Here is a 23,555-nt window from a genome sequence, read left to right as displayed (position 1 = left end):
GAGCCAGAGCGGTGAGCAATTATTTGCGGATATAGCGCAGTGTGGCGGTGACAGCGAGCTGACGATTGCGCCGGATACTCTCTTCTTCGCTGTTATCCGGACTGAAGAGGGCATTGAAGGTGTAGCGGTTTGAGACGTGATGAACACAGATACTGCTGATCAGACGATGAACGTCGATGGTCTGCACATCGGCGATAAACACGCCCTCCTGCTGACCGCGGGCCAGGATGTCATCCAGCAGATCCAGTGCGCTGCGGTTAAGCGCTTTAATCTGCGGTGACTGCGTGATGTAGCGACCGCGCAGCAGGTTCTCACTGCAGACCAGCCGCATAAAGTCGGGATGGGCAACGTGGTAATCGAAGCTCGCTTCCACCAGGCGGGTCATGGCCAGCTCCGGCGTCAGTGCGGCCAGGTTCAGGTCGGTTTCATGCGCACGTATCTGCTGATAGACCTGCTCCAGCACTTCGATGTAGAGCTGCTCCTTGCTGCCGAAGTGATAGACCACCATGCGTTTAGTGGTCTGAGCGTGTTCGGCGATCTGCTCCAGTCTGGCACCCTGCATACCAAACTCTGCGAAGGTTTTCAGTGCGCCTGCGATGATGCGTTTTTTCAGCCCTTCCGGGTCATTTTTGCGTTTCGTAATTTCGGACATGGTGCTCAATAAGGTGATTCTGACCGGGGAATGGTAGCACAGTGTTGAGGCGTAGCCCGCAATCGCGGCGTCAGCCTGGCACAGCCCGAAAGATTACAGGTATAATCCCGGACAATATTTAACAGATTCAGAGACGACAATGACAAAACTCACCTTACAAGAGCAGATGCTGAAAGCAGGCCTGGTATCCAGCAAAAAAATGGATAAGGTTCAGCGCACAGCGAAGAAATCCCGGGTTCAGGCGCGTGAAGCCAGAGCGGCGGTCGAAGACAACAAAAAAGCGCAGCTTGAGCGCGATAAGCAACTTAACGAGCAGCAGAAACTGGCCGTCCTGTCGAAAGAGTACAAAGCACAGGTCAAACAGCTGATCGAAATGAATAAAATCGAGGTGGCAAAAGGCGACATCAGCTTTAACTTTACTGACAACAATCTGATTAAAAAAATCGTGGTGGATAAGCTGACGCAGACCCAGCTGATTAATGGCCGTCTCGCGATTGCCCGCCTGACTGCTGACAAAAATGGTGAGAGCCAGTACGCCATTATCCCGGCCAGCGTGGCGGATAAAATTGCCCAGCGTGATGCCAGTGCTATCGTCCTGAACAGCGCACTGAGCGAAGACGTGCAGGACGAAGATGATCCCTATGCCGATTTCAAAGTGCCGGACGACTTGATGTGGTAACCGCGGACTGAGGCAGTCAGAAGGGGCTGGCGGCTGAGACGTGTAGAGGCTCACCGCTGACCGGATGTGTAAACGCTAATCCACTGGCGTGCAGCATCAGCCTCTCCGCCTGCTTAGCGCCCGGCAGCACCTGCCCGCCATAGAGATCACAGCCCAGAATCGGGTGCCCCAGCTGCTGACAGTGAATGCGCAGCTGATGGGTACGCCCCGTTTCCGGCGTCAGCTCAACCCGCGTAACCGCCACCTCCATTCCTTCTTGTCCCTGCCAGTGGCTGCGCCCGATAACCCGGAAGCGCGATCGCGCAGGCTTTCCCTGAAGCGGGCAGACTGTCATGCGGGGAAACTGCGCCGGATCTTTCGCGATGGCGGCATCAATCACACCTTCATCCTCAGCCAGATGGCCGCACAGCAGCGCCTGATACGTTTTGCTCACGCTGCGCTGGCTGAACTGCCGACTGAGCGCCGCGTTGATCGCTTTATTCAGCGCGACGACCATCAGTCCCGAGGTGCCAAAATCGAGCCGGTGCACCAGCGTACAGCCCGGAAACAGTCTGACCAGCCGGTGATGCACTGAATCGAGGTTTTGCGGATTCTTACCGGAAAGGCTGAGCAGCCCGCTGGGTTTATTCACCACCAGCAGATGATCATCCTGAAACAGAAAGGTGATCTCGTCATGGCAGGGCGGAGCAATAAACGTATCGATAATGGCAGACATAGTGAAACCGGACGATGAAGGGCAGAGGATCATAACCGATTGCGTGTTGAGTGACGACTCCCGGCCTGTCAGGGCAGAGACAAACTGAAGGGATGCCAAAAAAACATTTAGTATTTTGTTCAGCAACTTGCGCGATTTTTAGTGATAAATTCGGGCAGTTCTCCCTTTTACGACTACAGTCTCTGGTGAGGTTGTTTTCAATTCGTACCAATGGAGGATTTTCTGTGTTAATTCAAAACGACGAGAAAGGCCACGTAATTATTGGCGAAGCGGCACTGAGCCTTGCCCTGGGTGAGAAAGAAATCAGTATCGCATCACTCTTTACTCAACTGGGATACATGGCGAAATCCGAGAGCAACCCCGACCGGCTGACGCAAATCTCCGAGGCCAGAAGCTGGCTGAGCAGTTTTACGTCTCCGGCGATTGCCCAGCAACAGGTGCCGTATCTGCAGACACTTACAGGCCTGAACGACGAACTGAACTAGCTGTAACTGAACTGACACCAGTGGACGTAGTCCGGCTCCGGCCGGAAAACGACGAAGCGAATAACCTCACAGGTTGCGCGAAAGCGTATACCGGCCGGAGAAACTGTCATGGACGACACTACTCTCGCCAGACCCTTTTGGTCTCCCCTCAGCCTGAACGATCCTCGCGCAGCCAGCCCTGTTGATCAGGACTGGCCAGACGATACCCTGTTAAAAACTTTCCCAGCTGCTCTCTGCAGAAGCCTTAAGCGGCACGGCCGGAACAAGGCGAGGCGCTGAAGCTGGCGCGGGGCGGCTGACGGCGTGCTGAGCACCAGAGAGGCGGAAGACCGCCACCGTTTTTTCCAGCTCCTCTGCCTGTGCTTCCAGTGAACTCGCTGCGGCCGAGGACTCCTCAACCAGTGCGGCGTTCTGCTGGGTCGTCGTGTCCATCTCTGCCATCGCCACGGCGATCTGGGAGATCCCCCGGTTCTGCTCGTCCGAGGCCGCAGCGATTTCGCCCATGATATCTTTCACCTGACTGACGGAGCGGACGATATCATCCATGGTGGACCCTGCGCGTTCTACAAATCCGGACCCTTCACTGACCCGGTCCAGTGACTCACGGATCAGCGTCTCAATCTCTTTGGCCGCCAGCGCGCTGCGCTGTGCCAGATTCCTCACTTCACCCGCGACCACCGCAAACCCGCGTCCCTGTTCACCGGCACGTGCGGCTTCGACCGCGGCGTTGAGCGCCAGGATATTGGTCTGGAAGGAGATGCTGTTGATGACGTGAATGATTTCACCAATTTTGCCCGAACTCTGGCTGATGTTGTTCATTGTCACCGTCACATCACGGATGATCTCGCCACCACGACCGGCATTCACTGACGCCTCTGTCGCCAGCTGACTCGCATGATGCGCATTTTCCGCATTCTGTTTAACCGTCGACGACAGCTCTTCCATACTGGCTGCGGTCTGGACCACGGCCGCAGACTGCTGTTCTGTACGGGAGGAGAGATCGGTATTGCCTGCTGCGATTTCCGCTGAGGCACGTGCCACGCTGCTGACGCCGTCACGCACTTTGGTGATGATGTTCTGCAGGCTGCTGTTCATGGCATCGACCGCCAGCATCAGCTGACCGAATTCATCGCCACGTGTTGTGGTCAGCGAGGTGGTTAAATCTCCCCCGGCAATACGCTGCGCGGCGCTCAGCGTCTCTTTCAGAGGCTGGGTAATGCTGCGGGTGATCCGCCAGGCGATCAGCAGACTTAGTACCACACAAATCAGTGCGGCAAAGGCAATGCGCCACTCTGCCTGTTTAATAAATTCCGCAGAGAGCTGTGACTGGAAAGCGAATGTATCGGAAACCGCCGCATTAAGACGCTCAGCGCTGGTGGTCAGACCCGCCGACTCACTTTTCTCTTTCTCTGCAGCATCGACATAGCGCGTTAACGCCTCGCGCTGCTGCGCCAGGGTGCTGAGGACCGTGCGGGACACCTCGTTAATTGCAGGCTGTGCAAAGCTGTCCAGCTGCTCACTCAGCGTGGTGATCGCCATGAACTCCTCAACAACCGACGCTCTGCTGGCCTCAGACGGTTTTTCCAGGAACGCCTGTTCAATGTTTGCGGCATCAAACAGCGCGGCGGCCAGACGCATGACCGGTAATCCGGCATCAGGGGTCAGTGCCAGATCCAGCGACTCCGACTGATGCGCAAGGGCAATCAGGGCGTCCGGTTTAATGGCATCAAAGACGTGAGATGTGGTCTGTGCGGCGGTGACAAATTTCTCTCGCTGCTTCTGATAATCGTTAAGCAACTGCCCCATCAGCGCGACTTTCTGCTGACCGAGTTCGTCCCACTGAAAGCCACTGAGGCGTTGATACAGCGTATCTAACTCCTTCAGCGCCTGTACGTTACGGGCGGCAAATTCAGGATCTTTAGTGTACTGGTAGAGCGTGCGGTTAAGGCGCGCATTACTTAAGGTGTTTACCATCTGAACGGTGATGGTGCGTCGTGCCGAGTTATCTTTGATACGACTGAAGCAATCGAAAGCGAGCCAGGTAATAGCCAGAGAGGCGGCGATGACGATGATAAAACCGGCACCCAGTTTTTTCCCAATTTTAATACCGGAGATGTGTTGAGCAAGGCCCATAAGTTTCACCTTTAATGAGGTTTCTGAAGCGGGAGAGAGGCGATTAAATAATCTCTGTCATCTTCTTCTTATCGTCAGGGTAGGGTGAAGCTTTAATAAAAATTATATATTTCAGTTTATCTTCTTAATTAGAGTTCCATTGTTTTTAAAGGGAATAATAAGCCTGCTAATTTGGGGTTGCTTGTAAAAAATATTGATTTTATTATTAAAAACAGAATTGTTTGAGCAAAACTTCTTTACGTTAACTGAAGAAGACTTTATTGATTAAGATCAATTTATTTAAACCTTAAAAAGTATCAGTCACCAGCAGAGGTGAATCTGTTGCACAGCAGTGATCAATGCAATGCTATTCATGCTCACTCTTTTGACTGTCTGACTCACTACGGTATTCACGGTTGGCCATTATTCCTTGCCTGTCACTTTCTGCACACCCACCCGACTCTCTGCATTGCCGGATTTCAGCAAAATATTGCCGTTTTAAGCATTTGTGATCGCTGTCTGTCTTCACTGAGAATGAGAACAGAAGGTTAAGAGGATGATAATAGTGCTGAAGAGCAGAGTTAATCCGCTCTTCAGGACTGACAATAAATCACGATGATTTTTCCCTCTGGGGGAACATTTTAATTATCAGGAGAAAGGTTCCAGTGAAAATTACAAAAGGCATAACCCTTTTCGCGTTCGCGATCGGTGCACACACCAGCTTTGCTGCCGAACCTTCGGTTCCGACCGAAATCAGTCTGCATGTCAGCGCCGATCCGGCGTTGAAAAGCCTGATACCTGATGATTTCCTTAAACGTGGCTACATCATCGCAGGCACTAACCCCAATACACCGCCGACAACATTTTACAAAGAAGACAACAAAACCCTCGCCGGTCGCGAAATTGACATCATGAATGCGGTAGGGGAGCGTCTGGGCATTGCCGTGCAGTGGCGTGACACTGGTGGGTTTGACAATATTATTCCCGGTCTGAAAACCGGACGATACGACGTGGCACTGTCAAACATCAACGCCACGCCAACCCGTCTGAAACAGATCGATTTTGTCGGTTATTACAACGCCAGCCTGCTCGGCATTATTGCGCGAAAAGATGCCGGCATTACGCCTTTCAAATCGCTCAGCGATGTCTGCGGGAAAGAGGTGGGGGCGGGATCCGGCACCACGCAGGTCACGCGGCTGGAGGAAGCCAGCAAGGCCTGCGAGGCGGCCGGTAAACAGCCGATCAAAGTAGCGATTTTCCCGGATCGCCCGGCGGGCGTGCAGGCCGTAGTCAGCGGGCGTGTTCCGATGTTCCTGGGGCCTTATGAAGGACTGCTGTGGCAGGTTAACGTCATCAAACCGCTGACCATGAGCGGAGAAATCTCCGTCAGCGATGCCCCGGTCTCTGTCGCGTTTCCAAAAGCTTCGCCGCTGGAACCCGCCGTGCAGGCCGCACTGAACTCCTTAATTAAAGATGGCAGCTACCGGAAAATCCTCGATAAGTGGGGCATCGGTTTTGGTGCCGTGACCGAAGCCCGTCGCAACGAAGAGATTTTTAAATGAGTGAAATTCAGGACCATACCAACGAACTGAAAATCGTCGGTAAACGCTACTACGGACGCTGGCTGAGTGCGCTGGTCGTGCTGTTATGCCTGGCGGCGATGGCGCATTCTATGGTGAACAATCCCCGTTTTGAGTGGGGCGTGATAGCAGAAAACTTTACGGCTCCCTCTATTCTGCAGGGGGTGCTGATGACACTGCAGCTTACCGCAATTTCGGTGGTGCTGGGATTTGCATTTGGCACGCTGCTGGCGCTGATGCGCCTCTCATCCAATCCGGTGCTGGTCGCAGTGAGCTGGGCTTACACCTGGTTTTTCCGCGGCGTTCCGATGCTGGTGCAGCTGTTTCTCTGGTACAACATTGCCGCACTCTACCCCCGAATCGCACTCGCCATTCCGGGGCTGGGAGAGATCTGGAGCGCGCAGTCTAACGCGCTGGTCAGCCCCTTCAGTGCGGCGGTCATCGCCCTGGTGATGCATCAATCCGCTTATGCCGCAGAAATTGTGCGTGCCGGTATCCAGAGCGTAGGCAATGGCCAGATTGAAGCTGCGCGCGCGCTGGGCTATCGCCCGGCACAGATTTTTCGTCACACCGTGTTACCGCAGGCGATGCGTGCCATTCTGCCCCCCGCGGGCAACGAAATCATCGGCCAGCTGAAAACCACCGCAGTGGTGTCCGTTATCTCTCTGCAGGATGTGCTGTTTTCAGCGCAGATTATCTATCAGCGCACCTATGAAGTGATTCCGCTCCTGCTGGTCGCGACGCTGTGGTATCTGCTGATGACTTCGGTGCTGTCGGTGGGCCAGTACTATGTGGAGCGTTACTTTGGGCGTAGCGTCACGCGGCGTGAAAAGCGCCGTGTGTGGCTGGCTATGCCGCGCTTTTCACTGCCGAAAACGCAAAGGAGCGTAAGCAATGGCTGAAGCAATCGCCCTGCGCAGGGTCACCAAGCGTTTCTCCGGTGTGACCATCCTCGACGATGTAAATCTGGATATTCCTGCCGGATCGGTCACGGTGATTCTGGGACCTTCCGGCTCCGGTAAATCCACCCTGCTGCGCTGCATTAATCATCTTGAAAGACTGGATGGCGGCACTATCCGCATTGATGGCGAGATGGTGGGTTACCGACAGAAAGACCAGGCGCTGCATGAACTCAGCAGCCGTGCGATTGCGCGCCAGCGTGCCGGGATTGGCATGGTGTTCCAGCAGTTCAATCTCTTCCCGCATCGCACCGTATTGCAGAACATCATTGATGCACCGATGCGGGTGAAAAAGCAGTCCCGCCAGCAGGCGACCAGTAAAGCACTGGCGCTGCTGAAGCAGGTAGGGTTGGCGGGGCGCGAAGCGGAGTGGCCGCAGAATCTCTCTGGCGGTCAGCAGCAGCGTGTGGCGATTGCCCGTGCGCTGGCGATGGATCCGGGCGTGATGTTATTTGATGAACCGACATCCGCGCTTGATCCTGAACTGGTGGGAGAGGTCCTGCAGGTGATTAAGCAGCTGGCGCATTCCGGGATCACCATGGTCGTGGTCACGCATGAAATCGGCTTTGCCCGGGAGGTTGCAGACAATATTGTCTTTATGGAGGGCGGCAAAATTGTGGCGGCTGGCCCGACGCAGCAGGTACTCGACGATCCGGACAATGGACGTGTCAGAAACTTTATTGCAACGGTGCTCTGAGCACCGTTTCTTTTACAAAGGCAGAAATCAGGATGACGCAGAAATCGGTTATGCACAGCGCCCACTGGGGGGCTTTTCAGGCAAAGCGCAGTGGCGAACATCTGCTGATTGAGCCGTTCCGGAGCGATCCCGATCCGAGTCCGCTGTTGCAAAACTTTCATCGTGCGCTGAACCACCCGGCACGGGTGGCCCGGCCGATGATTCGACGCGGCTGGCTGGAAAACGGACCCGGCCCGGATCGGCGACGTGGGGCAGACGAGTATGTGACGGTCAGCTGGGAAGAGGCGACGCAACGTGTAGCACAGGAACTTAAACGGGTCGGAAATGCGTATGGGCCTGCAGGGATTTTTGGCGGCTCCTACGGCTGGTCAAGTGCAGGGCGCTTTCATCATGCGCAAAGTCAGGTGCATCGTTTTCTGAACACAACACTGGGCGGCTATGTGCGCTCGGTGAATAGCTACAGTTCCGGAGCGGCCTCGGTACTGTTACCCCACATTGTCGGCGACATGAATGAAATCGCGCGACGTGGCGTAAGCTGGGAGGAAATTGCGCATCACAGCGAGGTGGTCGTGGCATTTGGCGGGCTGGCGCTGAAAAATGCGCAGGTGGCCAGCGGCGGTCTGAGTGAACATACCGAGCGTGGGTTTATGCAGCAGGCGGCCCGGCGCGGCACACGGTTTATCTCAGTCAGCCCATTGCAAAGCGATCTGCCTGAGGAGGCGCAGGGCGAGTGGCTGGCACTACGGCCTGGCACGGATGCCGCATTTATGCTCGGTGTGCTGTCGGTGCTGATCGCCGGGGGATTAACCGATGAGGCTTTCCTGGCTCGCTACTGTGTCGGCTGGCCGCAGATGGTGGCTTACCTCTGCGGCAGAGAGGATGGCGTGGTGCGTGACGCGCAGTGGGCAGCCAGCATCTGTGGCATCAGCAGTGACCGGATAGCGCAGTTCGCGCGACAGCTAGCAGGTAAGCGCGTTCTGGTGACGGTGGCCCATGCCTTGCAACGCGCCGAGCATGGCGAACAGCCGGTCTGGCTGGGTCTGGTGCTGGCAGCGGCGCTGGGGCAGCCTGGACTGCCTGGTGGTGGCTTTACCTATGCACTGGGGGCGCTGGGTCACTATGGCAAACACCATAACCTGGTCAGTTTCCCGGCCCTGCCACAGGGAAAAAATGGCATCGACCTCTTTATTCCGGTGGCCCGTATCGCCGATATGCTGCTCAATCCCGGCGCATCGTTTGATTACAATGGCCAGCGGCTGACCTATCCACATATCCGTCTGGCTTACTGGGCGGGTGGCAATCCTTTTCATCATCATCAGGATCTGGCCCGGCTGCGTCAGGCATTTTGCCAGCTGGATACGCTGATCGTGCATGAAAGTGCCTGGACCGCCAGTGCGCGTCACGCGGATATCGTTCTGCCCGCTACCATGACGCTGGAGCGCGAGGATATTGGCGGCGCCCCCACCGATCGCCATTTAATCGCCATGCATCCGGTTGCTGAGCCTTATGGTGAAGCGCGCGATGATTACACAATTTTTCGTGAGCTGGCCCGGCAACTCGGCAGGGAAGAGGCGTTCAGCGAAGGACGGGATGCGCGTGGCTGGCTGCAGCATCTTTATCAACAGCTCCGGGAGAAACTGGCTGCTCACCAGGTGCAGACCCCTGAATTCAGTGAGTTCTGGCAGCAGGGCATGCTGACGTTACCTCAGCTCAAAGACGGGGGACGAATGATCAATGCGTTTCGCGCCAATCCCGACGGCGCGCCGTTGCCAACACCCAGCGGTAAAATTGAGATTTTTTCGGCGAAGATCGCCAGCTTTGGTTATGAAAACTGCCTTGGCCATCCGGTGTGGCGCGAACCGCAGCAAAAACCCAGTACCGACTATCCCTTCTGGCTGATAGCCAATCAGCCTGCGACACGCCTGCACAGCCAGCTCGACTTTGGCGATTACAGTCAGGGGGCCAAACGGGGCGGGCGGGAGGTCTGCAGCCTGAATCGCCAGGATGCCGCCGCGCTGGGCATCGCGGAGGATGACATCATTGAACTCTACAACGAACGGGGCCATGTGCTGGCCAGCGCACGCCTCACGGATGGCCTCCTGACCGGCGTAGTTCAGCTGCCTACCGGCGCCTGGTACGATCCGATCGATCCCACGGCGGCCCGTCCGCTTTGTCGTCATGGTAATCCTAATGTCCTCACCCTGGATGTCGGGACATCATCACTCGCGCAGGGGTGCAGCGGGCAGATTACGGTGGTTCAGGTGCGTAAATATGCCGGAGAGGTGACACCGGTGCAGGCTTTCATCCCACCACACGGGTCGGTTCAGCGAGTCAGTGCCTGAGCCAGTTGCTGCAGATCTGCCGTTGAACGCAGTTCACTGGCGGCCAGCAGGTCAGGCGAGCGCCTTTTTAATGCCCGTTGCAGTTTACGGTTAACATCGACGCCCTCCGCCAGTGACTGCTGGCGCGTGCGGCGCTGATGAAGCCGGGTGCCATCCCTGAGTGTTAGTGTGACGTCATGAAAGCGCAGAGCAGGATTGATCGCATCGGGCGGCGCATTGTCATCCGGGGCGCGGCGGACCCGGGCGGCCAGTGGCATAATCTGATGATTGAGCGCGCCTTCGGCAAAATCTGACAGACGCAGATCGCCATAGATCAGCATAGCGGCAATCACATATTCCAGGCTGAACCGCGCTTCAAGGCCGTTAAGGGGATGCTGAATCGACGCGGCGATATCACCTCCCGGGGGAAAGGCAACGGTGATCGCTTCAATCTGATTCAGCAGGCTATCGAGCGGGTTTCCGGCTTCCAGCCACTGCTGACGCAGTATCCGTGCGGCCTCTGCCGCGCTGTGCGTTCCCGCGCAGGTCGGAAAAGGTTTAAATTCCAGGCCGGGCAAGCTAATCCGCCAGGGCATACCCCAGTTCTCCAGCAGTTTCTCCGGTTGTGCCTGACCGGCACTGGTGGCGGTCAGAAAGGCCTCCAGCACTCCCTCTTTACGGCCATCGATGCCGGCCAGCGTCAGCTGAGCCGCTACCACTGCGCGCTCTGCCGCGAAGCCAGCGTGCAGCGGTTTAACCGCGGAGCCAAACTGCGCACGTAAGCCACTCGCCTGCGTCGTGGCAATGCCCAGCAGAGTCGTGGTGGCAACACTATCCAGCGCCAGCAAACGAGCCAGTGCCGCTGCCGCGGCCACGGTGCCCAGTGTCGCTGTATTGTGGTAGCCCAGCGCATAGTGCTGCTGGCTGACAGCCAGTCCGAGACGGCCCGCCATCTCCACGCCGCTGACATAAGCATCCAGAAACGCGTTCAGGCTTGTCGGCTGGTCGTGCTGCCAGGCGAAAAGGGCTGGCAGGATCACTACGCTGGGATGACCGCGAAAATCGGCATGAAAATCATCGTAGTCCAGCGCATGCCCGGCATAGCCCAGCAGCAGCGCCTGGGAGCGCACGCTTCCGTCATGATACAGGGCGCGCAGGGCTGGCAGGCCGCTATCCGGCACGTCACCCTGTAATACCGGCCAGCTTACCGCCAGAAAATCCTGCACGCCTTCACGTGCGTGCCTGCGCGCAGTCGCATCAGGCTGGCTGTTAAGCAGTTGGTCCGCCAGTGCCGCACTCAGATTCATTGTGATCGCTCCGGGGAGATCAGTGCTGCCACTGCCAGGTCGGCGAGATAATGTGCTGTCGGCAGCAATACCGCATCATTGACGCGAAAAGCGGGATGATGCAGTGCATAAGGTTCACCGGTGCCCACCATGATAAAGGCGCCCGGCAGTTGCTGCTGATAAAAGGCAAAGTCTTCGCCGATCGGACTGGCTTCCACCACGCGTGCGCTGAGTCCGCTTTCCTCCGCCTGCCGTAATGCAAATGCCGCCCAGTGGGCATCATTCACCACTGAGGGTGGCCCGGCATGCCAGTTAAAGCGGACCTGAGCATCAAAGGCCGAAGCGATACCCGCTACAATACGCCTGAAGCGCTGCTCAAGCTGCTCACGCGTCTGTTGTGAGAATGTACGCACCGTGCCCTCCAGCCAGGCACTCTCCGGAATGACATTCCAGGTACTGCCGCTGTGTATCTGGGTAATGGAGACCACAGCGTTATCGGCAGAGGGGGCATTGCGGCTGATCAGGGTCTGCGCGGCTGAGATGATCTGCGCAGCGATAACAATCGGATCGTTACCCTGGTCGGGTTTAGCGGCATGGCTGCCCGTCCCGGTAATGGCGATGTCAAAACGATCCACCGCAGCGGTCAGCGGTCCGGGTCGGGTGCCGACTACACCCGCCGGCAGTGAGGGATCGTTGTGAAGACCAAAAATTGCGACGGCATTGTGCAGTGCGCCGCTGGCAATCACTTCAGGTGCGCCCTGACCAGTCTCCTCTGCAGGCTGAAAAAGAATCCGTACCCGGCCCGGCAGCGCGGATTCCTGCTGTTTTAACAGGATCGCCGCGCCCAGCGCCGCCGCGCTGTGAAAATCGTGACCGCAGGCGTGCATTACGCCGGGACGTTCGGATTGATAGCTGACGCCTGATTGCTCTTCGATCGGCAGCGCATCGATATCGGCCCGCAGCACGATTAACGGTCCTGGCGATTGACCAATCTCTGCGACCAGCCCGGTTTTCAGCGGCAGGTTAACAATACGTATCTGATGTTGCTCAAGTTGTTTACGCAGACGGGCTGTGGTTTCAAACTCCTGATTCGACAACTCCGGAAAACGGTGCAGTTCATGGCGAAGAGCGATCAGCTGTTCGCCCAGGGTTGCAGAGATATCACGACTCATAACGGCTTTCCTTATGCGGCTGTCTGGCGGCGAAGCCAGATATCATGTGCCGCCGGGTCCAGAATTTTTTTCATATAGAGGGTGAGGTGGCCTTTGCCAAGATCGCGGGTATGGATCGGCTGAAAGCCTCGCTTCAGGTACATCTCTTTCAGCCAGGGATGCTGGACGGCGGTACCGAGGGAGACCGCAGGCGCGCGCAGCTGACCTGTCAGAATCTCCCGCTCAAGCCAGTCCTGAATCTGGCGGCCATAGTGGTGACCGGAATGGTCGGGGTGGGCGCCAAACCAGCCGATATGCGGCAGCCCAAAGGGACCCGGCAGCGGCCCCCAGGGATAGCGAACGGTGACAGAAGCAACCATCTCCTGGCTGGCATAGAGCGCATAGACGCCGTGAGACCGGAGATGCTGCTGTGCCATGCTGCGGTCGGCAGTGGCGGCATCAAAGTTAATACCCATAGCTTTTACGGGCGCGTACGCGGCATGCATCAGCGCCAGATACACGTCCACTTCATCCTCTCTGACCTGACGAAAATTGAGTTGCATAATCTTTACCGGAAAACCGCCCAGTGGACGGCTAATTAATTCAGCCAGAATGAGAGAGTAACAGTAAAATGCCGGGTCTCTATATGTGAAAAATAACTAATCTCATGCAGATTTGTGAATATGAATTCACCGGTTTTTGATTGATTAAATTGTTATTTACCGTACTATTTAAAAAAGAAAATATGAATAAAATTTTCTGATTAACTCGCTGTAAATAATACGTTTATTCTTATATCTTTGACTCAGGATGCCGCTGTGTTAGCCATTATTTCTCCGCGTGCTTATTTGCATGAGGCGGGCCTGCGCAACCGCGTCGGTCAGTTAATTAAACCTTTCGCCACGCAGATTCATATTCTGACTTCACCCCATGCCTGGCAGGCCGTTAATCCGGAATTAAGTCAGAGTCTGGAAGCGGAAGGAATTCGCTTCCAGCTGAACTATTTACCCGGCGAATGTACTGAACAGGCCATCGCCAGCGTAAAGCAAGCTATCGAACAGCAGGGAGCAGAACTTTTACTCGCGATTGGGGGGGGGCGGGTACTGGATGCAGCGAAAGCCGCGGCCAGCCAGCTACCGGGGCTGACGCTAATCAACTTCGCCACCCAGGCCGCCACCTGTGCCGCCTGGTCACCGGTAGCGATCATTTACAACGAGGCAGGCGGGCATCTGCGCAGCCAGCCTCTGGCAAAAATGCCTGAGCAGGTGCTGGTGGACAGTGAGGTGATTGCCCGTAGCGACGTACGCTACCTGAAAGCGGGGATCGTCGATGCGCTGGCAAAATATTATGAGTTTCGCCCCTATCAGCAGCACAACCCGGATGATCTGGCGCTGGATCTGAAGATGATGAGTGCGCGGCAGGCTCTGGACATTTTTCTGCAGCAGGGCGATGCCGCACTTGCGCATTGCCAGCAGCAGCGGGTGGCACCTGAGCTGGTGAAGGTCATTGATGCCACTATTGTGCTCGCCGGGCTGTCGAACAGCGTGCGCGATGACCTGCCGACGCCGGGTTTCGCACATGCCATCCATAACCGCCTGACGCACCAGCCTGAGCTGCATCACTGGCTGCATGGCGAAAAGGTGGGTTTCAGCCTGCTGGTGCAGTCACTGATGGAAAATGAAGGCGAAGCGGATGCGGAGTTGCTGGCTCTGCTACGCCACTACGATATGCCCTTGCGTCTGCCAGCCTTAGCAGGCGATCGTCAGACTGCTCTGCGCACCCTTGCCCAACAGGTAACGTTTCCCGTTGCTTCTGCAGAGCGCCTGCCGTTTAACGTTTCTGCTTGTGCGCTGGAACAGGCGCTCCGGGCAACCGATACCCTTTTTTAAGTGCGTGCTGCGGCGCGCCTTTTCACCCTAAAAACCAGGAACCGTTTATGAATGATGTAGCGTCTGTGCGTCGCCTGCGGCTCGGTCTGTTTGTTCAGCCGGTGGGTCAGCACGTCAGCGGCTGGCGGCTGACGGATCAGCTCGGCGATCCCACCGACATTGACTGGCTGATCACGCTTGCTCAAAAAGCCGAAGCGGGTAAGTTCGATCTCTTCTTTGTGGGTGATGCGCTGGCGACCAGCATGTATCGTCTGCCGTCGACGATGGCCCGTCTTGAACCGCTGACGATGCTGGCAGCGCTGGCGGTTAACACGAAACGTATTGGTCTGGCGGCGACCGCATCCACCACTTTCAGCGATCCCTTTACGCTGGCACGCAGCTTCTCATCGCTGGATCACATCAGCCGGGGGCGTGCCGCGTGGAACGTGGTGACCTCGTTCTCCACTGACGTTGCCCGTAACTTCAGCCGCAGCGATATGCCCGATCATGCTTCGCGCTACGCCCGGGCGCGGGAATTTCTTGAGGTGGCTTACAAACTCTGGGAAGGGTGGGAAGCGGACGCCGTTCAGCCTGACAAAACGACCGGAAGCTATTTTGTCGATGAGAAAATCAGGTCAATTAATCACCAGGGTGAGCATTTTCAGGTGCAGGGCCCGTTAAACATTACCCGTTCGCCGCAGGGACGTCCGGTCATTATTGAAGCGGGTTCTTCTGCGGATGGTCAGAAGCTGGCGGCAGAGACCGCAGAAGTGATTTTTACCGCCTCAGCTACCCTGGAAGAGGCGCAATCCTTTTATCGGTCACAGAAGGCGCAGGTGGTGGCTGCCGGTCGTCACGCAGACCAGGTGGTTATTATGCCTGGCGTGATGCCCATTATTGGCCGCACGCGCGAGGAAGCCAGAGCGCTGTGGAAAAAGCTGAATGCGCTGGTGGATATTGAGAATGGGCTGCGTCAGCTCTCACTGCGGTTCAGCATGGATCTCAGTCACTATCCGCTGGACGGGCCAGTGCCGGAGGTGCCGCTGGGCGAGGGGAATCAGAGCCGCGTCAAACTCATGACCGATATGGCGAAACGCGAGAACCTGACGCTGCGTGAGCTGGCCGCCATTGCTGCCGGTTCGCGCGGGCACCGCGTGATTGTCGGTACGGCTGAAGATATCGCCGACGATTTTCAGCTGTGGCTGGAGCAGGGCGGCGCAGACGGTTTCAACATCATGCCCGCCATCATGCCAGAGCAGCTGGATCTGTTTGTGGCGCTGGTCATCCCTGAACTGCGTCGTCGCGGGCTGTTTCGCGAGGAGTATGAGTTTGCCACACTGCGGGAGAATCTGGGACTGGCGGGGCTATAAGGAAGAGGATTCATCACCGCAGGCGGCCTGTTGTTTCTGCCGCCTCTCTGTCTAAAAGCCTTACCCGTATTTGCTCATATACGATATTTTTTAAACTCACCTTTACGCACGCGAGCTTACATGAATGTCAGACTATAACTTTTACACCAGGGGCAGACACACGGTTGCAGTGAATCGATCAGCACAACTTCCTCGCCGGTGCGGCGACGATGCCATTGATCGGTGTACTGACCGCGCTGGCAACTTTTCTGTTCTGGCGAAAAAAGCGCTGAAGTGAACCGGCTTCATTTTGCAGAAGCCGGACAAAGAGAGAGCATAGCGTCAGTAAGAAGGCGCATATTCTGCAACCGCTTACCATCCCGTTTCACACCCTCCCGATTTATAAGCCCGCTCAGTCAGCCCGAGCGGGCTTTTTCATTTAGTGTAGCCATCCCCTGAGCCGCACCCTTATCCGATCCGGGGTGGGTCGCAAAATAGTGAAATTACTATGTGTTCTTCACTGCTAAGGCGGAATACCTCTCGCTGTTCGCGCCAGGGACGCATGCATTCCGGCTGATTCTTCATCACACTCGATTATCGCTTTACACCTATATAGCTCCTGAACTATATTGATAAGGATATCTTGTGTGGCTGGTTAAAACGACCGACAGGTTTGATCGCTGGTTTAGCTTACTTAATGACACCGACCGTGCCTGTGTGCTGGCTGCATTAATGGTATTGCGGGAGAAAGGGCCGGGCCTGGGAAGACCTTATGCAGATACGCTCAGAGGTTCAGCCTATATCAATATGAAGGAGCTGCGTATTCAGAGCCGGGGTGATCCAATCAGGGCATTTTTTGCATTTGACCCGAATCGTACTGCGGTCGTGCTCTGTGCCGGAAATAAGGCCGGCAGCGACAAACGCTTTTATCGGGAGATGCTTCCGATTGCCGATCGGGAATTCACACACTGGCTGAACACCTTCAAATATAGGGAGTAACGTGATGGGCAGAACGCTGGAACAGCTTATTGCGGATGAAAAACCGGACGTCGTTGCTGACGCTGAGGGGAAGGCAACGGATATCCTTCTTAACATACACCTTGCTGAACTGCGCGAAAAAGTGCAGAAAACGCAGGTTGAAATGGCGGAAGCGCTGGGCATCAGACAACCTACCGTTGCCGGAATGGAGAAACCAGGCCGTGACCTGAAGCTCTCAACCCTGAAACGCTATGTTGATGCGGCAGGCGGTAAACTGCGCCTGGTTGTGGAACTGCCGGACGGCTCACACTACGGGTTTGAGGTGTAATCCTCCCGCCCTGGATGACCTCCCGAATTGCCAGGGGAGAGAAAGCAAAAAGCCCGCTCAGGTTTCCCTGAGCGGGCTTTTCTAATTCTGGCTCCTCTGACTGGACTCGAACCAGTGACATACGGATTAACAGTCCGCCGTTCTACCGACTGAACTACAGAGGAATCGCTTGAACGGGGCGAATATTAGCGGCGCCGATCCCGCTTGTCAAAGCCCTGTTTAACGAAATGCGTTCGGATGCTCGTAAAAGCAGCGGATTGGTGAATTTTTCCCGAATCTGCTGGCTTTTCAAACTGCCAACAGGATCTCACTTTGCGGGCATTTCTCTACAGATGTTAGAGGCATGTCAAAGTTTTGTTCTTTGCCGATGTCAAAACAGCCGTTTCAGTGCTTTTATGATAAAAATTTCAAAACGAGATTTTATGGAATAAATAAACTGCTTAGCGTTACGGTCGCCACTTTTCCCGGAAACTGAAACGGCAGGTCGGAAGTAACTGTTTGCAGATCAAGTGATTGTGAAAAGGAGTGGTCGATCACAAAAATAGCCAGAAGCCGAAGTCTAACCTCAAAATTCCCGAAACAGACGCCAGACAGGCTGGGTGAATGTAAAAGATATTTTTCATTCGCGGTCACAGCCGCTGAGCAAGTTAACAAATAAGAAGGGTCCCTATGAACATCAAAAAAACGATTGTCGCCTCACTGTTAGCCTGCATGTTACCTGCCGCGGTTATGGCAAAAGATATTTCGGTCGGCGTCTCAATGGCGCTGTTTGATGACAACTTCCTCACCATTCTGCGCACGGCTATGCAGAAAGAGATGCAGAAAGATGGCGTTAAAGGGCAGGTTGAGGATGCAAAAGGCGACGTTTCACAGCAGCTGCAGCAGGTGCAGAACTTTATCGGTCAGGGTGTCGATGCCCTGATCGTCAACCCGGTCGACACCAATGCGGTAAAACCGATTATGGATCAGGCGTCAAAAGCGGGCATCCCGCTGATCTTTGTTAACCGCCGTCCAGGGGCTGAACTCACCGGCAAAATGGCCTATGTGGGGTCCGATTCAGAACTGGCCGGCCGGTTACAGATGGAAGCGCTGGCTAAAGCAATGAACGGCAAAGGCAACGTCGCCATTCTGATGGGTGACCTGGCGAATGAATCGACCCGCGACCGTACCAAAGGTGTGGAAGAAGTGGCCGCTAAATATCCTGGCATCAAAATTGTTCAGAAGCAGACCGCCAAATTTACCCGTAACGACGCGGTGGATGTGGTCAGTAACTGGATGACGGCCGGTGATGAAATCAATGCTATCGCGTCGAACAACGATGAAATGGCAATCGGTGCGCTGCAGGCACTGGGTAAAAACCCGAACAAAATCCTGATTGCTGGCGTCGATGGCACACCGGATGCACTGCAGATGCTGAAGCAGGGCAAGATGGTCGCCACCGTCTTCCAGGATGCGAAGGGGCAGGGCGAAGGCTCGGTGCAGACGGCGATCAAACTGGTGAAAGGCGAACAGGTTCAGAAAATTATCAACATCCCTTACCAGCTGATTACCAAAGAGAACATGGAACAGTTTACCCAGCGTAACCTGAAATAATCGTTCCCGACTCAGCCTGACGGAGGTGATGTATGAACGCGTTTGCGCTTGAAGCCGAAGGCATCAGCAAGTTCTTCCCCGGCGTCAAAGCCCTCGACAACGTCTCGTTGCGGGTGCGTCCGGGAACGGTACATGCCTTGATGGGCGAAAATGGCGCGGGCAAATCCACTTTAATGAAGTGCCTTATCGGGATCTATCGTCCCGATAAGGGCACCATCAAAATTAAAGGGGAGCCGGTGCAGTTTCACGACACCATGGACGCGTTGCGTTCCGGCATTTCGATGATTCACCAGGAGCTTAACCTGGTGCCCTACATGACCGTCGCTGAGAATATCTGGCTGGGCCGCGAGCCGATGAAATTTGGTTTTGTCGATCACGCCCGGCTCAATCAGGTGACACAGGAGCTGCTCAACCGCCTGAATATCCGCCTCAAAGCCGATCGGATGGTGGGCGAACTGAGCATCGCCTCACAGCAGATGGTCGAGATTGCCAGAGCGGTCTCCTGGGACTCGGACGTCGTCATTATGGACGAGCCCACCTCCGCGCTCACGGAAACCGAAGTGGCGCATCTCTTCACCATCATTCGCGACCTGCGCGAGCAGGGCAAAGCGATCATCTACATCAGTCACAAGATGGATGAAATCTTCACCATCACCGATGAGGTCAGCATTTTCCGCGATGGCAGCTGGATCGCCAGCGACCAGACGGAGAAGTATACCCGCCAGTCGTTGATCACCCAGATGGTCGGGCGTGAACTGACCCAGCTGTTTCCGAAATTTAACAGCGCCATTGGCGAAGAGGTGCTGACGGTGCGAAACCTCACCTGCAAAGATCGTTTCACCGATGTCAGCTTCAGCGTGCGGCGCGGGGAGATCCTCGGCGTCGCCGGGCTGGTGGGCGCCGGTCGCAGCGAGGTGATGGAGAGTCTGTTTGGCATGGAGAGCTTTGACAGCGGCGAGATCTTAATTGATGGCGTACCGGTTACGATCGACTCGCCGTCCACCGCGATCGAAAAGGGCATGGCGTTCCTGACCGAAGACCGTAAGAAATCCGGACTCTTTCTGGTGCTTTCGGTGATGGAGAACATGAGCATCGTCAATATGCCGGAGTACAGCGGTAAGAGCGGCTTTGTCAGCCATGTGAAGATGGCGCAGGACTGCATGGACCAAATCCGCCGTCTCAATATCAAAACCCCGACCATGGATCAGATCATCAATAACCTCAGCGGCGGGAATCAGCAGAAAGTCCTGATTGCCCGCTGGCTGCTGGCTCAGCCGAAGATTCTGATTCTGGACGAGCCGACCCGTGGCATTGACGTCGGCGCAAAAGCGGAGATTTACCGCTTAATCAGTGAACTCGCCAACCGTGGCGTGGCGATCATCATGGTCTCCTCTGAACTGCCGGAAATCCTTGGCATGAGCGACCGGGTGATGGTCATGCACGGCGGGCGTATAACCGGCATCCTCGATAAAGAAGAAGCCGATCAGGAAACCATTCTGTCGTTGGCATCCGAATGAGGCGCGAAACCACTATGAGCAATATGAAAGTTACTGCCACCCCGGCAGCCCCGCAGCAACCCTCTTTTTTTGCCAGTCTGCGTCATAAGCTGCCGAAAGATACCGGCATTTTTGTGGTGATGGTGGGGATTGCACTGATTTTTGAAATGTTCGGCTGGTATGTGCGTGACCAGTCTTTCCTGCTCAACACCAACCGCCTGATCCTGATTGTGCTGCAGGTGGCGATTATCGGGATTATTGCCGTCGGCGTGACCCAGGTCATCATTACGACCGGTATCGATCTCTCCTCCGGTTCCGTGATCGCCCTGGCGGCGGTGGTGGCTGCAAGTCTGGCGCAGACCTCCGACAGTCTCTCACCGATGTTTCCGTCACTGGTCAATATGCCCGCGGTCATCCCGGTTGCTGCCGGTATTGGGGTCGGGCTGCTGGCAGGGCTGGTCAACGGGGTGCTGATTACCCGCACCGGTATTCCGCCCTTTATCGCCACGCTGGGTATGATGGTGTCGGCTCGCGGCCTGGCGCAGTACTACACTCAGGGCAATCCGATCAGCTTCCTCTCTGACGGCTTTACCGCCATAGGCCAGGGCGCTATGCCGGTCGTGATTTTCCTGGCGGTCGCGCTGCTGTTCCATATCGCTCTGAAACATACCCGCTACGGCAAATATGTGTATGCCATCGGCGGCAACATGACCTCGGCGAAAGTCTCCGGGATCAACGTTAATAAGTATCTGATCATTGTCTACACCATTGCGGGTGCCCTGTCGGGTCTGGCTGGTGTGGTTCTGGCGGCGCGCGTCAGCAGCGGTCAGTCAAGCATGGGGATGTCCTACGAGCTGGACGCCATTGCCGCAGCCGTTATCGGTGGCAGCAGTCTGATGGGCGGCGTCGGGCGTATCACAGGTACATTGATTGGTGCGGTGATCCTCGGCCTGATTAAAAGCGGATTTACCTTCGTAGGTGTCGATGCCTACATTCAGGACATTATTAAAGGGATCATTATCGTGGCAGCCGTCTCTATCGATATGCATCGGAACCGCAAAAAACGCTGACCGGCAACCGTTGCCCTCTTCAGCGACAGGGAGAGGGCAGCACCTGCTGTTTATTCATCACGGCGCTTTGTGATAAGAAATCCCGCTGATAGCGGTTACATCGTTTTCAGACCGGTTAAGCCGCGATGCAGGCCAGACAGGCCTTCAGCCGATGTCATGCCCTTTCACTGCACTAAAACTGTACAACCCGTCATCACTTTTCTGCACACCCGCCTCGCAGCAAATGCACTGTCACAGTGCGTCCGGGCGGTCTGGCTTCCCGGCTCAGCCATTCCCGATCCTTATTAACCCCTAAGAGGTAATCAGAAACGCTTATTTTCCGGGCCGTTAGGAAAAATCCCGAGCCTGGTCAGGGAGCGAGATTTAAACCTGGCCTGCATCTTGCAAAATCCCTCTCATCAGGCGAAGGACGCAGATCCTATTCGCTATTCAGGGCTAGTGACGGAGGCAAGATGAATTTAAGACGACTGAAATACTTTGTGAAAATCGTCGATATCGGCAGTCTGACGCAGGCAGCGGAAGTGCTGCATATCGCCCAGCCTGCACTCAGTCAGCAGGTCGCCACGCTGGAGAATGAACTGGATCAGCAGTTACTGATCCGCACCAAGCGGGGCGTCACGCCGACAGAGGCCGGTAAGATTCTCTACGGTCATGCGCGCACCATTCTGCGCCAGTGTGAGCAGGCCCAGACGGCGGTCATCAATGCCGGTCAGATCCTCAGTGGTCAGGTTTCAATTGGTCTGGCACCAGGCACAGCAGCCTCTTCGCTGACGATGCCGCTGCTGCAGACCGTTCGCGATCAGTTTCCTGAAGTCCTGGTCTACCTGCACGAAAACAGCGGCAGCGTACTGAATGAGAAAGTGATGTCCGGTCAGCTGGATATGGCGGTGCTCTACGACCGCGCGCCCACAGCCGGGATCAACAGCATGCCGCTGATGAAAGAGGATCTCTATCTGGTGGGCGCCACCGACTGCCCGGGTGCCAGTGTCGATCTGGCGGATGTGGCGCAGATGAGCCTGTTCCTGCCGCGCGACTACAGTGCGGTGCGTAAGCGGGTTGATGAGGCGTTTTCCCTGCGTCGCCTGAGCGCCCGCATTATCGGCGAGATTGAATCGATTTCTACCCTGACCGCCGCCATTTCCAGCGGCATGGGCGTAACCGTATTACCGGAATCCGCCGCCCGTTCGCTGGTGGGGTCGACGGATGCCTGGATGGCGCGCATCAACAGTCCCTCACTCAGCCTGCCGCTGTCGCTGAACATCTCCGCGCGGTTGCCGCTGTCGCCTTCCGCACAGGCGGTGAAAAACATCCTGCTGTCGCTGCTGAACACGCCGCTGAACGAGGAGCGGGAGCTGATGTTAGTGAGTTAATACTGGGGGGCCTGCCAGGCGCGGGGCGTTTTCACCTGGCGGTGGGCCGGCTCTGAGAGGGTTTCGCCTGCCAGGCGTGAGGGAGTTTCAGCCTGCCCGTGCAGGCGGACGCGTCAAGGGGCGGACGCCCGCCCCTTAACAATCCCGGCGTCCGGCAGCCTCCGCGCCCCGCGTTGCGGGGTACCTTCGTCACGCCCTGCGGCCGACGGACCGTCCGGACTCGCCATCCCTGGCTCGTGCCGTCCTTTCGCTGACGTCCTGTCGGCTCATCCTCGCCTCCGGTTGCTCCTCAGCGCGCCGGATGCCTCTCCCCCGCCTTTGAAATCTTCTATTTTCTGATGTGAAGCATTGTCTGCTGGCCTGAAGGCTAAAGCAGTCTCCTAAACGCATCGCGATATGAGAGCCAGATAGATAGAAAAGTTAACAGCGGGGAGGGAGGCCGTCTGAGCCGCTGAGCGGATGAGGGATTTCAGGACGAGCGACAGGGATGTCGCGAAGAGGCGGGTTCGCGCCAGGGATGGCGCGTCCTGCCGGTCCGTGAGAAATCCGGAAGAAGCGAAGGGACCGCGAAGCGGCGGTGAGGCAGGCCGGAGCGCGGGGTCAAGGGGGCGCGGCGACTGGCGCCCCCTTGTCGGTCGCCTGCAGAGGCGAAACTGAAACTGCCCGGTTTACCCGGCGAACGAAACCCTCTCATAGCCCGTTTGCTGCAAGCCCTCCCAGCGCCCGCTCGCGCAACGAACCCCCTTAAAGCCCGGCCTGCCAGGCCAATCTTCTCACCGCATTCACGCAACGAACAACCCCACCCCTTTATTCCCTAAAGTCATAAACCCAAATTTTTTAGTATTTCCCGTTATCAATAATAGTTC

20 protein-coding genes and 1 tRNA gene are annotated in these 23,555 nt (G+C 56.1%); 14 read left to right on the top strand and 7 right to left on the bottom strand.

The features are described 5' to 3' along the window. Positions 1 to 19: 19 nt before the first annotated feature. The gene (locus FJW00_RS20840) at positions 20 to 652 is read right to left on the bottom strand and encodes a TetR/AcrR family transcriptional regulator (protein ID WP_046102260.1); all 633 of its coding nucleotides are present in this window, start codon (positions 650 to 652) and stop codon (positions 20 to 22) included. Positions 653 to 791: 139 nt separating this feature from the next. On the opposite strand from FJW00_RS20840, the gene FJW00_RS20835 reads away from it, so the two are divergent. Continuing rightward, complete coding sequence (locus tag FJW00_RS20835) at positions 792 to 1,331, top strand: DUF2058 domain-containing protein (RefSeq protein WP_046102161.1); 540 nt, start codon at positions 792 to 794, stop codon at positions 1,329 to 1,331. A gap of 16 nt (positions 1,332 to 1,347) precedes the next feature. Here FJW00_RS20835 and FJW00_RS20830 read toward each other — a convergent pair whose 3' ends face one another. Continuing rightward, positions 1,348 to 2,046 carry an RluA family pseudouridine synthase gene (locus FJW00_RS20830; RefSeq protein WP_140925556.1) on the bottom strand — a complete coding sequence of 233 codons (699 nt, stop codon included), beginning with the start codon at positions 2,044 to 2,046 and terminating at the stop codon, positions 1,348 to 1,350. Positions 2,047 to 2,270: 224 nt separating this feature from the next. Between FJW00_RS20830 and FJW00_RS20825 the strand changes: the two genes are divergently transcribed. Further along, positions 2,271 to 2,531, top strand: coding sequence for a hypothetical protein (locus tag FJW00_RS20825; RefSeq protein ID WP_009089378.1), 261 nt, complete (start codon positions 2,271 to 2,273; stop codon positions 2,529 to 2,531). 210 nt (positions 2,532 to 2,741) lie between these two features. Here FJW00_RS20825 and FJW00_RS20820 read toward each other — a convergent pair whose 3' ends face one another. Further along, positions 2,742 to 4,664: a methyl-accepting chemotaxis protein gene (locus FJW00_RS20820; RefSeq protein WP_140925555.1), complete on the bottom strand. Its 1,923-nt coding sequence runs from the start codon at positions 4,662 to 4,664 to the stop codon at positions 2,742 to 2,744. Between the two features lie 644 nt (positions 4,665 to 5,308). Between FJW00_RS20820 and FJW00_RS20815 the strand changes: the two genes are divergently transcribed. From FJW00_RS20815 to FJW00_RS20800, 4 genes are read left to right on the top strand one after another with little or no spacing between them, the layout of a single operon-like run. Continuing rightward, the gene (locus FJW00_RS20815; protein ID WP_140925554.1) at positions 5,309 to 6,205 is read left to right on the top strand and encodes an ABC transporter substrate-binding protein; all 897 of its coding nucleotides are present in this window, start codon (positions 5,309 to 5,311) and stop codon (positions 6,203 to 6,205) included. Next, a complete protein-coding gene (locus FJW00_RS20810; protein WP_140925553.1) occupies positions 6,202 to 7,125 on the top strand; it encodes an amino acid ABC transporter permease in 924 nt (307 codons plus the stop codon). The genes FJW00_RS20815 and FJW00_RS20810 overlap by 4 nt, the downstream gene beginning before the upstream one ends. Beyond that, positions 7,118 to 7,879, top strand: coding sequence for an amino acid ABC transporter ATP-binding protein (locus FJW00_RS20805; protein ID WP_140925552.1), 762 nt, complete (start codon positions 7,118 to 7,120; stop codon positions 7,877 to 7,879). The genes FJW00_RS20810 and FJW00_RS20805 overlap by 8 nt, the downstream gene beginning before the upstream one ends. A 32-nt stretch (positions 7,880 to 7,911) precedes the next feature. Further along, a complete protein-coding gene (locus FJW00_RS20800; protein WP_140925551.1) occupies positions 7,912 to 10,221 on the top strand; it encodes a molybdopterin-dependent oxidoreductase in 2,310 nt (769 codons plus the stop codon). Here the strand turns inward: FJW00_RS20800 and FJW00_RS20795 are convergent. From FJW00_RS20795 to FJW00_RS20785, 3 genes are read right to left on the bottom strand one after another with little or no spacing between them, the layout of a single operon-like run. Further along, positions 10,203 to 11,507 carry an MmgE/PrpD family protein gene (locus tag FJW00_RS20795; RefSeq protein ID WP_140925550.1) on the bottom strand — a complete coding sequence of 435 codons (1,305 nt, stop codon included), beginning with the start codon at positions 11,505 to 11,507 and terminating at the stop codon, positions 10,203 to 10,205. The two genes, FJW00_RS20800 and FJW00_RS20795, sit on opposite strands and share 19 nt — an antisense overlap. Then, positions 11,504 to 12,658, bottom strand: a complete 1,155-nt coding sequence (locus tag FJW00_RS20790; RefSeq protein ID WP_140925549.1) for an amidohydrolase — start codon at positions 12,656 to 12,658, stop codon at positions 11,504 to 11,506. The genes FJW00_RS20795 and FJW00_RS20790 overlap by 4 nt, the downstream gene beginning before the upstream one ends. Before the next feature lie 11 nt (positions 12,659 to 12,669). After that, entirely contained in the window at positions 12,670 to 13,200 is a 531-nt protein-coding gene (locus FJW00_RS20785; protein ID WP_009089386.1) for a GNAT family N-acetyltransferase, read from the bottom strand. Between the two features lie 255 nt (positions 13,201 to 13,455). Here FJW00_RS20785 and FJW00_RS20780 point away from each other — a divergent pair, with 255 nt between their 5' ends. From FJW00_RS20780 to proR, 4 genes are all read left to right on the top strand, one after another. Beyond that, complete coding sequence (locus tag FJW00_RS20780) at positions 13,456 to 14,526, top strand: iron-containing alcohol dehydrogenase family protein (RefSeq protein WP_140925548.1); 1,071 nt, start codon at positions 13,456 to 13,458, stop codon at positions 14,524 to 14,526. A gap of 47 nt (positions 14,527 to 14,573) precedes the next feature. Continuing rightward, positions 14,574 to 15,875, top strand: coding sequence for an LLM class flavin-dependent oxidoreductase (locus tag FJW00_RS20775; protein WP_140925547.1), 1,302 nt, complete (start codon positions 14,574 to 14,576; stop codon positions 15,873 to 15,875). Positions 15,876 to 16,499: 624 nt separating this feature from the next. Then, positions 16,500 to 16,853, top strand: a complete 354-nt coding sequence (locus FJW00_RS20765; RefSeq protein WP_140925546.1) for a type II toxin-antitoxin system RelE/ParE family toxin — start codon at positions 16,500 to 16,502, stop codon at positions 16,851 to 16,853. Between the two features lie 4 nt (positions 16,854 to 16,857). After that, positions 16,858 to 17,160 carry a transcriptional regulator ProR gene (gene proR, locus FJW00_RS20760; RefSeq protein WP_009089390.1) on the top strand — a complete coding sequence of 101 codons (303 nt, stop codon included), beginning with the start codon at positions 16,858 to 16,860 and terminating at the stop codon, positions 17,158 to 17,160. 88 nt (positions 17,161 to 17,248) lie between these two features. On the opposite strand, the gene FJW00_RS20755 is transcribed toward proR, so the two are convergent. Continuing rightward, a tRNA-Asn gene (locus tag FJW00_RS20755) sits at positions 17,249 to 17,324 on the bottom strand. A 505-nt stretch (positions 17,325 to 17,829) separates the two neighbouring features. Between FJW00_RS20755 and FJW00_RS20750 the strand changes: the two genes are divergently transcribed. The 4 genes from FJW00_RS20750 to nac all read left to right on the top strand — a co-directional run bounded on the left by FJW00_RS20750 (position 17,830) and on the right by nac (position 22,689). Continuing rightward, on the top strand, positions 17,830 to 18,753 hold the full coding sequence (locus FJW00_RS20750; protein WP_009089392.1) for a sugar ABC transporter substrate-binding protein: 924 nt from the start codon (positions 17,830 to 17,832) through the stop codon (positions 18,751 to 18,753). A gap of 32 nt (positions 18,754 to 18,785) precedes the next feature. Continuing rightward, positions 18,786 to 20,270: a sugar ABC transporter ATP-binding protein gene (locus FJW00_RS20745; RefSeq protein WP_046102148.1), complete on the top strand. Its 1,485-nt coding sequence runs from the start codon at positions 18,786 to 18,788 to the stop codon at positions 20,268 to 20,270. A gap of 23 nt (positions 20,271 to 20,293) precedes the next feature. Then, a complete protein-coding gene (locus tag FJW00_RS20740) occupies positions 20,294 to 21,319 on the top strand; it encodes an ABC transporter permease (RefSeq protein WP_181161923.1) in 1,026 nt (341 codons plus the stop codon). A gap of 452 nt (positions 21,320 to 21,771) precedes the next feature. Further along, positions 21,772 to 22,689 carry a nitrogen assimilation transcriptional regulator NAC gene (gene nac / locus FJW00_RS20735; protein ID WP_009089395.1) on the top strand — a complete coding sequence of 306 codons (918 nt, stop codon included), beginning with the start codon at positions 21,772 to 21,774 and terminating at the stop codon, positions 22,687 to 22,689. The last annotated feature ends 866 nt before the right edge of the window (positions 22,690 to 23,555 follow it).

The organism is Pantoea anthophila (assembly GCF_006494375.1).
Taxonomy (GTDB): domain Bacteria; phylum Pseudomonadota; class Gammaproteobacteria; order Enterobacterales; family Enterobacteriaceae; genus Pantoea; species Pantoea anthophila.
Note: the sequence above shows the minus strand (reverse complement) of the source record. Positions and strands in the feature narration are given on the sequence as shown.

Coding starts and splice junctions, on each gene's coding strand:
- FJW00_RS20800 (WP_140925551.1), top strand. CDS start 7,912: ATGACGCAGAAATCGGTTATGCACAGCGCCCACTGGGGGGCTTTTCAG.
- FJW00_RS20790 (WP_140925549.1), bottom strand. CDS start 12,658: ATGAGTCGTGATATCTCTGCAACCCTGGGCGAACAGCTGATCGCTCTT.
- FJW00_RS20775 (WP_140925547.1), top strand. CDS start 14,574: ATGAATGATGTAGCGTCTGTGCGTCGCCTGCGGCTCGGTCTGTTTGTT.
- FJW00_RS20750 (WP_009089392.1), top strand. CDS start 17,830: ATGAACATCAAAAAAACGATTGTCGCCTCACTGTTAGCCTGCATGTTA.
- FJW00_RS20835 (WP_046102161.1), top strand. CDS start 792: ATGACAAAACTCACCTTACAAGAGCAGATGCTGAAAGCAGGCCTGGTA.
- FJW00_RS20805 (WP_140925552.1), top strand. CDS start 7,118: ATGGCTGAAGCAATCGCCCTGCGCAGGGTCACCAAGCGTTTCTCCGGT.
- FJW00_RS20830 (WP_140925556.1), bottom strand. CDS start 2,046: ATGTCTGCCATTATCGATACGTTTATTGCTCCGCCCTGCCATGACGAG.
- nac (WP_009089395.1), top strand. CDS start 21,772: ATGAATTTAAGACGACTGAAATACTTTGTGAAAATCGTCGATATCGGC.
- FJW00_RS20795 (WP_140925550.1), bottom strand. CDS start 11,507: ATGAATCTGAGTGCGGCACTGGCGGACCAACTGCTTAACAGCCAGCCT.
- FJW00_RS20840 (WP_046102260.1), bottom strand. CDS start 652: ATGTCCGAAATTACGAAACGCAAAAATGACCCGGAAGGGCTGAAAAAA.
- FJW00_RS20810 (WP_140925553.1), top strand. CDS start 6,202: ATGAGTGAAATTCAGGACCATACCAACGAACTGAAAATCGTCGGTAAA.
- FJW00_RS20740 (WP_181161923.1), top strand. CDS start 20,294: ATGAAAGTTACTGCCACCCCGGCAGCCCCGCAGCAACCCTCTTTTTTT.
- FJW00_RS20820 (WP_140925555.1), bottom strand. CDS start 4,664: ATGGGCCTTGCTCAACACATCTCCGGTATTAAAATTGGGAAAAAACTG.
- proR (WP_009089390.1), top strand. CDS start 16,858: ATGGGCAGAACGCTGGAACAGCTTATTGCGGATGAAAAACCGGACGTC.
- FJW00_RS20745 (WP_046102148.1), top strand. CDS start 18,786: ATGAACGCGTTTGCGCTTGAAGCCGAAGGCATCAGCAAGTTCTTCCCC.
- FJW00_RS20785 (WP_009089386.1), bottom strand. CDS start 13,200: ATGCAACTCAATTTTCGTCAGGTCAGAGAGGATGAAGTGGACGTGTAT.